The sequence below is a fragment of the Erwinia sp. CGal63 genome (assembly GCF_037026505.1).
Lineage (GTDB): Bacteria > Pseudomonadota > Gammaproteobacteria > Enterobacterales > Enterobacteriaceae > Erwinia.
This window is the reverse complement of sequence record NZ_JAKUMN010000005.1, coordinates 231,497-244,189: the sequence shown is the minus strand read 5'-3', so window position 1 is coordinate 244,189 and position 12,693 is coordinate 231,497. Positions and strand designations below refer to the sequence as shown.

General features: G+C 56.4%; 12 protein-coding genes and 1 pseudogene. 3 read left to right on the top strand and 10 right to left on the bottom strand.

Going from position 1 to position 12,693, the window contains the following annotated elements; translation table 11 throughout:
• Positions 1 to 4: 4 nt before the first annotated feature.
• The 3 genes from fdoI to fdnG are packed head-to-tail and all read right to left on the bottom strand — an operon-like array spanning position 5 to position 4,574.
• On the bottom strand, positions 5 to 628 hold the full coding sequence (gene fdoI, locus MKZ79_RS16315; protein ID WP_336143609.1) for a formate dehydrogenase cytochrome b556 subunit: 624 nt from the start codon (positions 626 to 628) through the stop codon (positions 5 to 7).
• Positions 625 to 1,515, bottom strand: a complete 891-nt coding sequence (gene fdxH, locus MKZ79_RS16310) for a formate dehydrogenase subunit beta (RefSeq protein WP_336143608.1) — start codon at positions 1,513 to 1,515, stop codon at positions 625 to 627. The genes fdoI and fdxH overlap by 4 nt, the downstream gene beginning before the upstream one ends.
• Before the next feature lie 8 nt (positions 1,516 to 1,523).
• The gene (gene fdnG, locus MKZ79_RS16305; protein ID WP_336143607.1) at positions 1,524 to 4,574 is read right to left on the bottom strand and encodes a formate dehydrogenase-N subunit alpha; all 3,051 of its coding nucleotides are present in this window, start codon (positions 4,572 to 4,574) and stop codon (positions 1,524 to 1,526) included.
• 200 nt (positions 4,575 to 4,774) lie between these two features.
• Between fdnG and fdhD the strand changes: the two genes are divergently transcribed.
• The gene (gene fdhD, locus MKZ79_RS16300) at positions 4,775 to 5,584 is read left to right on the top strand and encodes a formate dehydrogenase accessory sulfurtransferase FdhD (protein ID WP_336143606.1); all 810 of its coding nucleotides are present in this window, start codon (positions 4,775 to 4,777) and stop codon (positions 5,582 to 5,584) included.
• Here the strand turns inward: fdhD and MKZ79_RS16295 are convergent.
• On the bottom strand, positions 5,581 to 6,357 hold the full coding sequence (locus MKZ79_RS16295) for a DeoR/GlpR family DNA-binding transcription regulator (protein ID WP_336143605.1): 777 nt from the start codon (positions 6,355 to 6,357) through the stop codon (positions 5,581 to 5,583). The genes fdhD and MKZ79_RS16295 overlap by 4 nt on opposite strands.
• A 163-nt stretch (positions 6,358 to 6,520) precedes the next feature.
• Between MKZ79_RS16295 and MKZ79_RS16290 the strand changes: the two genes are divergently transcribed.
• Positions 6,521 to 7,861 (top strand): aspartate aminotransferase family protein, encoded by a 1,341-nt coding sequence (locus MKZ79_RS16290; protein ID WP_336143603.1) that lies wholly within the window; start codon positions 6,521 to 6,523, stop codon positions 7,859 to 7,861.
• Positions 7,862 to 8,101: 240 nt separating this feature from the next.
• Positions 8,102 to 8,917 (top strand): DUF4225 domain-containing protein, encoded by an 816-nt coding sequence (locus MKZ79_RS16285; protein WP_336143602.1) that lies wholly within the window; start codon positions 8,102 to 8,104, stop codon positions 8,915 to 8,917.
• Here the strand turns inward: MKZ79_RS16285 and MKZ79_RS16280 are convergent.
• The 6 genes and pseudogenes from MKZ79_RS16280 to MKZ79_RS16255 form a co-directional block, all read right to left on the bottom strand.
• The gene (locus MKZ79_RS16280) at positions 8,895 to 9,224 is read right to left on the bottom strand and encodes a hypothetical protein (protein ID WP_336143601.1); all 330 of its coding nucleotides are present in this window, start codon (positions 9,222 to 9,224) and stop codon (positions 8,895 to 8,897) included. The genes MKZ79_RS16285 and MKZ79_RS16280 overlap by 23 nt on opposite strands.
• 207 nt (positions 9,225 to 9,431) lie before the next feature.
• Positions 9,432 to 9,521: pseudogene (locus MKZ79_RS16275) on the bottom strand (transcriptional regulator); the annotation flags it as partial.
• 151 nt (positions 9,522 to 9,672) lie between these two features.
• Positions 9,673 to 10,353 (bottom strand): D-allulose 6-phosphate 3-epimerase, encoded by a 681-nt coding sequence (gene alsE / locus MKZ79_RS16270; protein ID WP_336143600.1) that lies wholly within the window; start codon positions 10,351 to 10,353, stop codon positions 9,673 to 9,675.
• 23 nt (positions 10,354 to 10,376) lie between these two features.
• Entirely contained in the window at positions 10,377 to 11,639 is a 1,263-nt protein-coding gene (locus MKZ79_RS16265; RefSeq protein ID WP_336143599.1) for a PTS ascorbate transporter subunit IIC, read from the bottom strand.
• A 32-nt stretch (positions 11,640 to 11,671) separates the two neighbouring features.
• Positions 11,672 to 11,938: a PTS sugar transporter subunit IIB gene (locus tag MKZ79_RS16260; RefSeq protein WP_336143597.1), complete on the bottom strand. Its 267-nt coding sequence runs from the start codon at positions 11,936 to 11,938 to the stop codon at positions 11,672 to 11,674.
• Complete coding sequence (locus tag MKZ79_RS16255; protein WP_336143596.1) at positions 11,935 to 12,396, bottom strand: PTS sugar transporter subunit IIA; 462 nt, start codon at positions 12,394 to 12,396, stop codon at positions 11,935 to 11,937. The genes MKZ79_RS16260 and MKZ79_RS16255 overlap by 4 nt, the downstream gene beginning before the upstream one ends.
• Positions 12,397 to 12,693 lie beyond the last annotated feature (297 nt).

Below are 12,693 nucleotides of genomic sequence, written 5' to 3'. Positions count from 1 at the left end.
CCTGTTATTTAGGCTGCCGCTGGCGGAGCGTGCGATACCAGCGTGGATGATGCTTATGCGCCCAGCGGTCGGTTACCCAGCCTTCCACCATCGCGGTCAGCGTTCCCTTTACCCACAGAGCGGCGTAAACGTGAACCATAATCACGATAATCAGGCCGACAGCCGCAACGGAGTGAACCAGCAGCGCCAGGCGGATCGTCGGGATGGAGAAAGCGTCCGCGAACCAGGGCCGCCAAATCACAATACCGCTGGCCAACAGCAGCAGCAGGCTGGCGATAGCGGCCCAGAAAACGCACTTCTGTCCAAAATTATAGCGTCCGGTATCGCCAACTTCCTCGTTCAGGGCAATTTTATGAATATTTTTCGCCCACAGCAGATCCTCGCGCTCTGGTAGATTGTGTCGCCAGTAGCGAAAAAACATCAGCAGAAAGGCGAAAAACATCACCGTGCCGATAAAGGGATGCAGCAGGCGCGCCAGCTGCGGCGTGCCCAATATCTGCATCAGCCAGTTCAGCGAGGGAAAGAAAAAGCCCAGGCCGCTGACAGTGGCGAAAATAAAGCACAGGGCGACTATCCAGTGATTGATGCGTTCCGGCGCGCTGTAGCGCTGAATGCGATTGCGCTTCATGGCTGTTCCTCTCTGTCATTATGCTCTTCTTCTTCAACCCGGTTAGGGCCGACGCCCACGTAGTGAAACAGGCTGGCGGCAAAGGTGGCGGCGAAGCCGATAGCGGCCAGCGGTTTCCAGACGCCTTTCCAGAACGTGACCGCCGGGCTGATGCAGGGATTTTCCGGCAGGCCGTGATAGAGCTGAGGCTCGTTGGCGTGGTGCAGCACGTACATCACATGAGTGCCGCCGACGCCGGCGGGATCGTACAGCCCGGCGTTGGCGTAGCCGCGAGATTTCAGTTCGCTGACGCGTTCCGCCGCCAGCTGCTGCATCGCCTCTTTGCTGCCGAAATGGATCGCGCCGGTCGGGCAGGTTTTCACGCAGGCGGGTTCCTGACCTACGGCCACGCGATCGACGCACAGCGTGCACTTATAGGCGCGATTGTCCTCTTTATTCAGGCGCGGCACGTTGAACGGGCAGCCCGCGATGCAGTAACCGCAGCCGATGCAGTGTTCCGACTGAAAATCGACGATGCCGTTGGCGTACTGAATAATCGCGCCCGCCGCCGGGCAGGCCTTAAGGCAGCCGGGATCGGCGCAGTGCATACAGCCATCCTTGCGGATTAGCCACTCCAGCTTGCCGTGCGCTTCCGTTTCCGAAAAACGCATCACCGTCCAGGCTTTGGCGCTTAAATCGGTGGGGTTATCGTAAACGCCCTGATTGCTGCCGACCTCTTCGCGGATATCGTTCCATTCAGAGCAGGCAACCTGACAGGCTTTGCAGCCGATACAGGTGGTGACGTCGATTAGCTTCGCCACCTCCTGCTGATGATCCCTTGCCCGTGGCGGCGGCGTAGCGCTGTTGGTGGCGGAACGACGGAGAATATTTTGTGTTTGCAGTGACATAAGCTTCCTCAGATTCTCTCGACGTTGACAAGAAAGGCCTTATATTCCGGCGTTTGCGAGTTGGCGTCGCCGACCGACGGCGTCAGCGTGTTGGCGAGAAAGCCCTTTTTAGCGCTGCCCTCGAAGCCCCAGTGGCAGGGAATGCCGATGGTATCGACCATTTTGCCGTCGATCGGCAGCCGCCGCAGACGTTTGGTCACCACTGCTTTCGCTTTGATATAGCCACGCTTAGAGCTGACCCTGACCCAATCGCCCGCCTTAATGCCTTTTTCCGCCGCCAGCTCCGCGCCAATCTCGACAAACTGTTCCGGCTGCGCGATAGCGTTCAGCAGCGCGTGCTTGGTCCAGTGGCGGAAAAGCTCGGTAATGGAGTAAGTGGTGGCGACGCAGGGGAACCGATCGGCACGGCCCAGCGCGGCGGCGTCCGCTTTAAACAATCGCGCGACGGGGCTGTAGACCACGGCGGGATGTAGCGGATTGGTGCCGGTAGGGCTTTCCATCGGTTCGTAATGCTCGGGGAAAGGCCCGTCGCTGAGCTTATCGAGCGCGAAAAGATGGCCCATGCCGTCCGGCAGCATAATAAAGGGCCCGATTTTCTGCTGCGGCGGCGCAGTAACGGGATAATCCGGCACGTCCAGGCCCTGCCAGCGCTGGCCATTCCACTCCAGCAGCGGTCGTCGGGGATCCCAGGCTTTGCCCTGCGCGTCGGCCGAGGCGCGGTTGTAAAGAATGCGGCGATTCAGCGGCCAGGCCCAGGCCCAGCCGTTGACCGCGCCCAAACCGGACGGATCGGCATTGTCGCGTCGCGCCATCTGATTGCCGCTTTCCGTCCAGCTGCCCGCGTAGATCCAGCAGGCGCAGGCGGTGGTGCCGTCATCCCGCAGCTCGGCGAAAGAGTTGATCTGCTGGCCTTTTTTCAGGATCACCCGACCTTCGGCGTCCACAATGTCCGCCAGCGCTTTGCCGTTGTTCTCGCGCGCCACCTCTTCCGGCGCGGGCGACCAGGGATCGCTGTAGTCCCAGTTCATCGCCAGCAGCGGCTCCGGCGCGGTGCCGCCTTCGCGGCGGTAGAGTTCGCGCAGGCGCAGAAAGATATTGCCCAGAATGCGGCCGTCGTGCAGCGCTTCGCCCGGCGGCTCGGCGGCGGCCCAGTGCCACTGCAGGCAGCGCGAAGAGTTGGCGACGGCGCCTTCTTCTTCGGCAAAGCAGGAGGAAGGCAGGCGGAAGACTTCCGTCTGGATGGCGGCGGGATCGACATCGTTAAACTCGTCGTGACGCTGCCAGAAGCTGGCGGTTTCCGTGCTGAGCGGATCGATCACCACCATATATTTCAGCGTGGAGAAAGCGCGGATCGCTTTGTTTTTATCCGGGAAGGCGGCCAGCGGATTAAAACCCTGAATCAGGTAGCCGTTGAGTTTTCCCTGCGTCATCATTTCAGCCTGGGTCAGGCAGTCATAGTTTTTATCCCACTTTGGCAGCCAGTCGAAGCCCCAGCTGTTCTCCTTTTGCGCGCGATCGCCGTAGAAGCTCTTCATCAGGCTGACGAAAAATTTCGGCGTATTCTGCCAGTAGTTGACCTGATCCGGTAGGATACCGCCAGGCGTGACCTGCTGCAGATAGCTTTCCAGCGTGGTCTGCTTTTCAGACGGCAGCGTCAGATAGCCCGGCAGGCTTTGCGAAAGCAGACCCAGATCGGTGAAACCCTGCACGTTGGAGTGGCCGCGCAGCGCGTTGATGCCGCCGCCCATCATGCCGATATTGCCCAGCAGCAGCTGTACGATAGCCGCCGCGCGGATAATCTGCGAACCGTTGGAATGGTGCGTCCAGCCCAGCGCGTAAAGGATGCTGGCAGTGCGGTCGGCAACGCTGGTTTCGGCAAGTAGCTGGCATATTTGCAGAAAATCTTCCTGCGAGGTGCCGCAAATGCGATGAACCAGCTCCGGCGTGTAGCGACTGGCATGCGCTTTCAGCAGGTTCAGGACGCAGCGTGGATGGCTCAGCGAATCATCGCGCCTGGCGTGGCCCTGTTCATCCCGCTCGTACTGCCAGCCCGTTTTATCGTACTGGCGCGTAGCCGCGTCGTAACCGCTGAACAGACCTTCGTCAAAAGCATAGTTTTCGCTAACAATCAGCGCAGCGTTGGTGAAATTCCTGACATATTCCCACTGAACGTGCTCGTACGTCAGCAGATAGTTGACCACGCCCATCAGGAAAGCGGCATCGCTGCCGGCGCGGATTGGGGCGTAGAGATCGGCCATCGCCGCCGAGCGGTTAAAGCGTGGGTCCACTACAACAACTTTCGCGCCGTTGCGAATTTTCGCCTCTGTCACCCATTTAAAGCCCACCGGATGCGCTTCCGCCGGATTACCGCCCATAATCAGGATCAGGTTGGCGTTTTTGATATCGGTCCAGTTGTTGGTCATGGCGCCGCGGCCGAAGGTCGGCGCCAGCGCCGAGACGGTGGAGCCGTGGCAGAGCCGCGCCTGGTTATCAATCGCCAGCATGCCCAGCGCGCGGGCGAACTTCTGATCGAGTAGCCCGGTTTCGTTGCTGGCCGCCGAAGAGCAGAGCATACCTGTGGTCAGCCAGCGGTTGACGGTGACGCCTGCGGCATTCCTGATCTGAAAATTGGCGTCGCGATCGTCCTTCATCAAACGGGCGATGCGGGTAAAGGCTTCCTCCCAGCTGATACGCTGCCAGCGATCCGATCCGGGCGCGCGGTACTCCGGATACTTCAGACGCTGTTTGCTGTGGATATAATCCAGCACGCCGGCGCCTTTGGGACAGAGCGAACCGCGGCTGACCGGATGATCGGGATCGCCTTCAATATGATAAATAGAGGAAACGGCATTTTTTGCGCCGTCGCCGAGGCTGTAGATCAGCATGCCGCAGCCTACCGAGCAGTAGGTGCAGTTATTGCGGGTTTCGCGGCCGCGGAGGAGTTTATATTGGCGGATTGCGCCTGCGGCGGGCAGCGGCGTAAAGCCGAGCAGGGCCAGGGAAGTGCCTGCCATGCCGCCCGCGCAGATTTTAAAAAAGCTTCGTCTGTTTACCTGCATCTTATTTGCCTGCGTTTCTTTCCATGAGCGGGCAAAATAACAGTATGCAAAGTGCAAAAATTGACACGGATCAAACAGGGTTCTTTTTGTGCTTTTTGCCGCGATAAAACAATTTTGCGCTGATTATTGTTTTGCGGTCGATCGATCGCGGGTTCAGAATTGCAGGCGCAAAGTGACGGCGGGCAAGAAAGGTGAGCGAAATGAGTCAATCAGATAAACAGGATCGGGCGGGCGTCAGTCAGGTTGCGGTCTGGCAGCGCGACGCGCTGGAGACGGCGCAGCAAGACTGGCTGGCGGATGAAGTGCCGGTGGCGCTGGTCTATAACGGCATCTCGCACGTGGTGATGATGGCCACGCCGAAAGATCTTGAGGCTTTCGCCCTCGGTTTTTCCCTCTCGGAAGGGATAATCAGCTCGCCTGGCGATATCTACGGCATAGAGATTCAGCCCTCCTGCGGCGGCCTTGAGGTACAGGTAGAGCTTTCCAGCCGCCGTTTTATGGGGCTGAAGGAGCAGCGCCGCGCGATGGCGGGCCGTACCGGCTGCGGCGTTTGCGGCGTGGAGCAGCTGGCGGAAATCGGCAAGCCCATAACGCCGCTGCCTTTTACTCAGACCTTCGCGCTGGATCAGCTGGATACGGCGCTGGCGCAGCTGAAAAGCTATCAGCCCGTCGGCCAGCTTACCGGCTGCACGCATGCGGCGGCCTGGATCGCGCCGGACGGCAATCTGGCAGGCGGTTGTGAAGATGTGGGTCGCCACGTCGCGCTGGATAAGCTGCTGGGCTTGCGCAGCCGCCAGCAGAGCTGGCAGCAGGGCGCGGTGCTGGTTTCCAGCCGCGCCAGCTACGAGATGGTGCAGAAATCGGCGATGTGCGGCGTGGAGATCCTGTTTGCGGTTTCCGCCGCGACAAAACTGGCGGTCGAGGTCGCGCAGCGCAGCAACCTGACGCTCGTGGGCTTCAGCAAGCCGGGCCGCGCCACTGTCTATACGCATCCGCAGCGGCTGGTTTAAGCCACCACGATCTTCGGCAGCGCTCTTTCGAGTTCAACCAACGCCTGCGCGCCTGTCGCGCCGCTGTCGGTCACCAATACCGCAATCTGCTCAATGCTGGCGTACTGCATCCGGCTGCTGAGGCCCAGCTTGCTGTGATCGGCTAACAGGATGGTCTGGCTGGCCTGGCGAACCATCGCGCGAGCGATAGCGGCTTCGTAAGGATGGAAACTGCTGGCGCCGTTTTTGCTGTCGATAGCGGTTGGCGACAGCATCGCCACGTCCGCCCGATAGCGGCAAATCTCCTCTATGGTCAGTTCGCCGCGCGTTTCCTGCGCGCCCGCCTGCATCGCGCCGCCGAGCAGGATAACGCTGCTATTCAGCTGTTCGCCTTCTTCAGCGGCGGCAAGCTTTAGCGCGGCCTGCAGACTATTGGTGATAATGGTCAGGCCGGACATGGTGCGTAGCTCTTCCGCCAGCATGGTCGTGGTGCTGCCCGCGTCGACAAACAGCGTCTGGCCCGGTTTTAACAGCCCGACGGCGGCGCGCGCGATAGCGCGTTTTTCTCTGGCGCGCGCTGCGCTGCGCACGGTCAGCGGCGGCTCCGCTGGCGTACCGACAGCCATCAGGCCGCCATGTACGCGACGAGCGGCGCCCAACGCTTCCAGCTCGATAATATCCCGCCTGGCCGTTTCGCGTGACACGCCTAACTCATTGATAATACGCTCGGTGCTGACATGGCCGAGCGTGGCCAGCAGCGCGCGGATGCGGTGCAGACGCGTTTCCTGAAGCATAACGAATTCCCTTAACCGAAGAGTATTTACAGCCTATCCGACAAACGCTCGCCGTGCATGTGTATTTAATTGTATTTGTGTATTTAGTTGCATTTTAGCAAAAAGGCGTCATGATGAAAACAGATGGGCCGCCGCCCTCCATCCTTTCGCAACGGGAGTTCTCATGGCTACACGTTCGACCATTATGGATACCAATAGCTTTCGCGCAGAGCACGCCGCTGGCCTGGACGCCGGAACGCGCGAGTTGACCGATAAACGCAGCCGGGTGCTGGGCGAATCCTACCGTCTGTTCTACCGCAAGCCGGTGCATCTGGTGCGGGGCAAAGGGCAATATTTATGGGATGCGGCCGGCGAAAAATATCTGGATGCCTATAACAATGTCGCCAGCATCGGCCATTGCCATCCAGCGGTGATCGACGCGGTTTATCAGCAGATGCAGCAGCTGAATACCCATACGCGCTATCTGCACGAGCGCATCCTCGACTATTCCGAAGATCTGTTGGCCACGATGCCTGGCGAGATCGATCGCGCCATGTATATGTGTACCGGCTCGGAGGCGAACGATCTGGCTATTCGCGTGGCGCGCGCCTACAGCGGCGGCACCGGCATTATCGTCAGTCAGGAAGCCTATCACGGCACCAGCGATCTCACTTCCGGCGTTTCTCCCGCTTTGGGTTCCGGTCAGCCGCTGGCGGCGACTACCCGTCTGGTGGCGCCGCCCGATCGCTATCGCGTTACCGCGCCGGATTTGGGCGACTGGTTCGCTAATGAAATCCAGAAGCAGATTGACGACATGGCGGCGCACGGCATTAAGTTCGCCGGTTTCCTCGCCGATTCGATCTTCTCCTCCGACGGCGTGTTGCCCGGGCCGAAAGGTTTTCTGCAAAAGGCGATCGAGGTGGTGCATAAAAACGGCGGCATTTTTATCGCCGATGAAGTGCAGCCCGGTTTTGCCCGTACCGGCGAGGCGTTCTGGGGATTCGCGCGGCACGATGTCGTGCCCGATATCGTCACTACCGGCAAACCGATGGGCAACGGCATTCCCGTTTCCGCACTGCTGGCGAAAAGCGACGTGCTGGCCGCCTTCAGCGACAGCATTCCCTACTTTAATACCTTCGGCGGCAATCCGGTGGCGATGGCGGCGGCGCAGGCGGTGCTCAAAGTCATTAAAGAGGAGCGGCTGCAGGAACACAGTCGCCTTGTCGGTGCAAAACTGCTTAAAGAGCTGCAGACGCTACAGGAGAAGTATGAATGCGTGGGCGACGTGCGCGGCGCGGGTCTGTTTATCGGTTTCGAGCTGGTGAAAGAGAAAAGCAGCAAAACGCCAGACAAGCAGCTGGCGCTGGACGTGACCGAAAAGCTGCGGGAGAACCGCGTGCTGACCTCGGTGGCCGGGCCGTTCGGCAACGTGCTGAAGCTGCGTCCGCCGCTGGCTTTTCAGGAAAGCGATATCGACTGGCTGGTCGGCGCGCTGGATAAATCCCTTAGCGCGGCGCTGCGTTAGGTGGAAAAGAGGGAGCAGCTGTCGCCGCGTTCCCTCTTTACCGGGCTATCGGGGATTGTGCGGAAAGTCACTTATCGCGTGTCAACGCATTTTTCGCGGTGAGCCTGAGGAGCAATCTTCGCCTCGCAGACGATATTCAGGGTCGTCATATAAAGACAAACATATTTCCGGTTGAAACGACGGTTTACAGCTGAAAACAAAGGGGTATTATCAAACGCATCATAGACAGGGAGAAAATAAATGGATATTGCATTGCTTGATATGATGCGCTCAGGAAGAAATAAAAATTGGGCGGAAACAATGGTTAACCTTGAGGCGAGAAAGCTGATCAACACAGCGAATACGCTGTCCGCTTTCCATCTCCGGGATGGGTTAACCCGAATGAAGTTTGTTCAGGAGATAAAAGAGTTCGTCGAACAGCAATTCGCCATGGCGCGACGAGCAAAGTCAGACGAAGAGTGCATAAGATGTATTAAAAATTTAAGGGATGAAGCGGAAAATCTTCAGGAACAGGACAGAATGCTGCGTACGAGGGCGGCGAAACTTTACGCTAAGGTGGAGTTTGTCCGGGAAAATAACAAAATTGTGGGTTACGTCATTTCTGCTGTGAATGTGGTTTTGTCAGGTGTTGAAATAGCTGTTGGTCTAACCCTCATAGGTTCTATGACGCCTTTGGGCGTTCTGGCTGGTGCAGTTCTGGTTACTGATGGTACAAACGGTATAAGTAAAGAAATTGCGCACTACGCGATGAATAACAAAAAATCGGAAGGTTTAATTGCTGATGCTGCTATGTCTACAGCTGAATTCATGGGATTCAGTCGTAATAGCGGGCTGGGAATCTATAAATCAATCTCGCTTGCTGCAAATGCATATAGCCTATTCGGTTTGTTCAAACGCCCTGGAACCTGGCGTTTATTTCGATATCTGCCTGCCGATTATTACAGGAAAGTCAGCACCATGAGCCGTCCAAAGCTTACAATGAAAATTGTCGGGTATGGTGTTAAAGCTAAGGTTATATTTGACCTGATGTCCGTTACTGACGCGGTTCAGAATTAATCGTTAACCTGCGATAGCGCCATGACTTGTAGGCAAGTTTTGCTGGCGTTAAATACCATATTAAAGGCAATACAATAGCAAGTGTGGCCGCAAGCGTGATACTGGTATCTACGGATGCCAGTACCAGCGTCAGGGCAAGTATGATAAAGGCCGTAATAGTAATCCACTTTGAGGCATTAAAGCGGTTAGCAAGATCATGGGTTACGGAATCGAGCGATCCCCCATAATTGGCAATATTGTTCTTCAGTTTTTGTAACTCTTCATAGCTAAAGCCAGACTTAAGCAGCTCTGCATCGCTTACTTTCATAACATTCCACCTTCTATCCCTAAATGTAGACTCTTATTTGCAGCAATTATACATAAAAATTCAGGGCAAATCTGGATCAGATTCAATCATTGCCTGGTAATTTTTTATAAGTAAAACATAAATTTATATGTACAGAGTCATTTTACATGAATGGCTCCCGAACTCAGGTAATAAAAAACCCGCTGTTACGCGGGCTAGCGTCACCGATTAGAGAAACCATTGCGGCTGCACACCGAACCGATCCGAAAGCACCTTGATGTGTGAGATCGTCAGGGAGCGCTGGCCAAAGAGAATCTTGTATCCCGTCCCCCTCGCGGATTCGGAGCACAGGAGCAAGCGGCGGGCGATTTCATTAAATTGGGAATGAGCCATGCCATTGTCGTCTTTGGTTCTCATGAGAATACAATCACGTACCTGATCAGCAAGTCCTCATAATCAGCCATATTCTTTACGCCGCTGCGGTTTCCTGCGAAAAGCTGGCTTCCATCCGCGCCCAGGCTTCGTTCATATCTTCCGCCAGGCTGAACAAGCCGGAAGTGCCGACGATAAACACATCCACGCCGGAGGCCGCAATCTGCTTAAAGGTGCCGGCGTTGCAGGAGCCGTCGATCTCGGTGAGATAGCGCCAGTTATGCTGTTCGCGCAGGCGGATCAGCTGGCGGATTTTATCCAGCGTCTGCGGAATAAATGGCTGTCCGGCAAAGCCGGGATCCACCGACATTACCGTAATCTTATCCAGCAGATGCGCGTACTCCATAATAGCCTGCGCGGGCGTCGCCGGATTAAGCACTACGCCGCAGCGTTTGCCGGCCTGTTTAATCTGCGTCAGCAGGCGGAAAATCTTATTATTCGCCGTTTCAGGATGAAAGCTGATAATATCCGCGCCCGCCTCCAGGCACATAGGAATAATATCTTCCGGGTGATTAACCATCAGATGCACATCGATCGGCACGTCGGTTATTCTGCGCAGGTTTTCAATAAAGAAAGGCGACAGCGTAATATTCTTCACATAGCTGCCATCCATAATATCGACATGATAGAAAGCGGCTTTGTCATTCATCGCCTCAATTTGCTCGCGAAAGCGGGTTAAATCCATACACATCAGTGAAGGTGAAAATTTCGCGTTCATATTCATTTTCCTGTGGTCAGGTCTTAATGAAAGAGGGCAATCAGTTTGCCGAGAATAATGCCCACTACGCCGAAGTCCGCGTCGCCGAAGGTGGTGGAGGCGAAGCCGAGATCGCCCATCAGCGGCAGCAGAATAGCGGGCAGGAAGGAGATCAGCAGGCCCTGGACGAAAGCGCCGATCATTGCGCCGCGTCGGCCGCCGGTGATATTGCCGTAGACGCCAGCGGTGGCGCCGCAGAAGAAGTGCGGCACCAGGCCAGGCACGATCACGCTCAGCCCGAACAGCGGACAAAGGAACATGCTGATCAGACCGGCGGCGAAGCTGCACAAAAAGCCGATAATCACCGCGTTAGGCGCAAAGGGGAAGACGGTCGGGCAGTCGAGCGCCGGTTTGGCATCTTTCACCAGTTTATCGGCGATGCCTTTGAAGGCCGGAACGATTTCCGCAATCACCATGCGCACGCCGGCCAGGATGATATAGACGCCAGCGGCAAAGGTGATGGACTGAATAATGGCGAACACCAGGAAGTTCTGGCCGCCGCTGACCTGGCTTTCGGTAAACTCTTTGCCAGCGATCAGCACCAGCGCCACAAACAGAATCATCATGGTTAAAGAGATCGCCACCGAAGAATCCCGCAGAAAATTCAGCGATTTCGGCACCTTAAGCTCTTCCGTGGAAGGACTGCCTTTGCCGACGACCTTGCCGACCAGCGCGGCCAGCAGATAGCCGGTAGAGCCGAAATGACCCAGCGCCAGATCGTCAGAGCGCGTAATTTTACGGGTAAACGGCTGCAGAATAGCAGGGCAAACCACCATCATCGCGCCGAGGATCAGCGAGCCGGTGGCGACCAGCCAGAAGCCGCTAAAGCCGCCGACCGACAAAATTACCGCCAGCATCGCGGACATATATAACGTATGGTGGCCGGTCAGAAAGATATATTTCAGCGGCGTGATCCGCGCCAGCACGATATTAATCAGCATACCGAACACCATAATCATCGCGGTGGCCGTGCCGTAATTCTTCTGCGCCAGCGCCGCCATTGCGTCGGTGTTGGGCACTACGCCCTGAATATTAAAAGAGTGTTCAAACAGCTGGCTAAAGATGGTCAGCGTGGCGGCGATTAAATTCGCACCCGCAATCAGAATCAAAAAGCCCATAATGGTTTTCAGCGTGCCAGAAATCACTTCTGAAAACGCTTTTTTCTGCAGCAATAAGCCGATCAGTGAAAAAAGGCCGACCAAAATCGCTGGCGTTCCAAGAACGTCCTTAATAATAAACTGAAGCATAAACGACTCCGTGCGTTTGAAGTGCCGCGTTTTTATAAGTGTTCGGCCAGGATCTCTTTAATTCTGGCGTTATCCAGCAGGTTATTCAGGCCGAATATCTGCGCGTCGTGATCGGCGAGCCGGTCGGCAATATCCTGCGCGCTTAAGATTAAATCCGCCTGTTCCGAACGGGCGGTGGTTAAATCGGTATGGCTGACCTCCGCTGTTTTACCTAATTCGGCGAGGATTTTTTTCACGTTCATTTCGACGATAAAACTGCTGCCTAATCCATTACCACAAACAATCAGCACTTTTTTCATAAGGTTTTCTCCATGGAGGAATCGCTAACGGCAGCCGCGAGGGCTGGCAGGGTAGTCGCCGACAGCAGCTGCTGCAGGCGGGAATCGTCGCTGAACAGCTCGGCCAGCTCGCCGATCATTTTGATGTGCTCTTCGCCGGAGACGGCGCTAAGCAGGATCACCACATAAACGGGGTCGTTCTCTTCGCTGGCGAAACTGACGCCCTGATTAACGCGCAGCAGCGAGAGCGCATTTTTTAGCGCGCCTTCTTCCGGACGCGCATGCGGCATCGCCAGGCCGGGCGCGAGCACGTAATAAGGGCCAAGCTCGGCGTGAGAACGAAAGATCGCTTCCAGATAATCGGGCGCGATGGCCTCTCTGGCCAGCAGCGGTGCGGCCGCCTGACGGATTGCTTCCTGCCAGTTGCTGACGCTTTCGGTTAGCTGAATAGTTTCAGGATGAAGCCAGTTCGACAGCATAATCGCTCTCCGGTGATTGTCTCGCCTGCACTTTAGGCGGTTTTCTGCGCGCTTTTCCGTGACTGCCGTCGCAAAAGTTAGCGCTAACATCAATAATGTTAAATTTTGTGTTATCGCTAACATTTTTAACGCCGCTTTCTGGCGAGGAGAAGCGTGACGCGCTGATAATTGCCGGGAAAAGGTGGCCGGGGTAGTGAGCTGCGCGGCTTCGCAGAACGCGCAAAGGATCGCTTTTAACGTGGCGCGACGGGAGATTTGGTTTTAAGCTGCGTCCAGTTGAAACAGCTGGCTGCAGGA

Bases quoted from the DNA above. Each gene is read 5' to 3' on its own strand.
- MKZ79_RS16255 (WP_336143596.1), bottom strand. From the start codon at position 12,396: ATGCTGTCGAACTGGCTTCATCCTGAAACTATTCAGCTAACCGAAAGC.
- fdxH (WP_336143608.1), bottom strand. From the start codon at position 1,515: ATGTCACTGCAAACACAAAATATTCTCCGTCGTTCCGCCACCAACAGC.
- MKZ79_RS16285 (WP_336143602.1), top strand. From the start codon at position 8,102: ATGGATATTGCATTGCTTGATATGATGCGCTCAGGAAGAAATAAAAAT.
- fdnG (WP_336143607.1), bottom strand. From the start codon at position 4,574: ATGCAGGTAAACAGACGAAGCTTTTTTAAAATCTGCGCGGGCGGCATG.
- MKZ79_RS16295 (WP_336143605.1), bottom strand. From the start codon at position 6,357: ATGCTTCAGGAAACGCGTCTGCACCGCATCCGCGCGCTGCTGGCCACG.
- MKZ79_RS16265 (WP_336143599.1), bottom strand. From the start codon at position 11,639: ATGCTTCAGTTTATTATTAAGGACGTTCTTGGAACGCCAGCGATTTTG.
- MKZ79_RS16280 (WP_336143601.1), bottom strand. From the start codon at position 9,224: ATGAAAGTAAGCGATGCAGAGCTGCTTAAGTCTGGCTTTAGCTATGAA.
- fdoI (WP_336143609.1), bottom strand. From the start codon at position 628: ATGAAGCGCAATCGCATTCAGCGCTACAGCGCGCCGGAACGCATCAAT.
- MKZ79_RS16290 (WP_336143603.1), top strand. From the start codon at position 6,521: ATGGCTACACGTTCGACCATTATGGATACCAATAGCTTTCGCGCAGAG.
- fdhD (WP_336143606.1), top strand. From the start codon at position 4,775: ATGAGTCAATCAGATAAACAGGATCGGGCGGGCGTCAGTCAGGTTGCG.
- MKZ79_RS16260 (WP_336143597.1), bottom strand. From the start codon at position 11,938: ATGAAAAAAGTGCTGATTGTTTGTGGTAATGGATTAGGCAGCAGTTTT.
- alsE (WP_336143600.1), bottom strand. From the start codon at position 10,353: ATGAACGCGAAATTTTCACCTTCACTGATGTGTATGGATTTAACCCGC.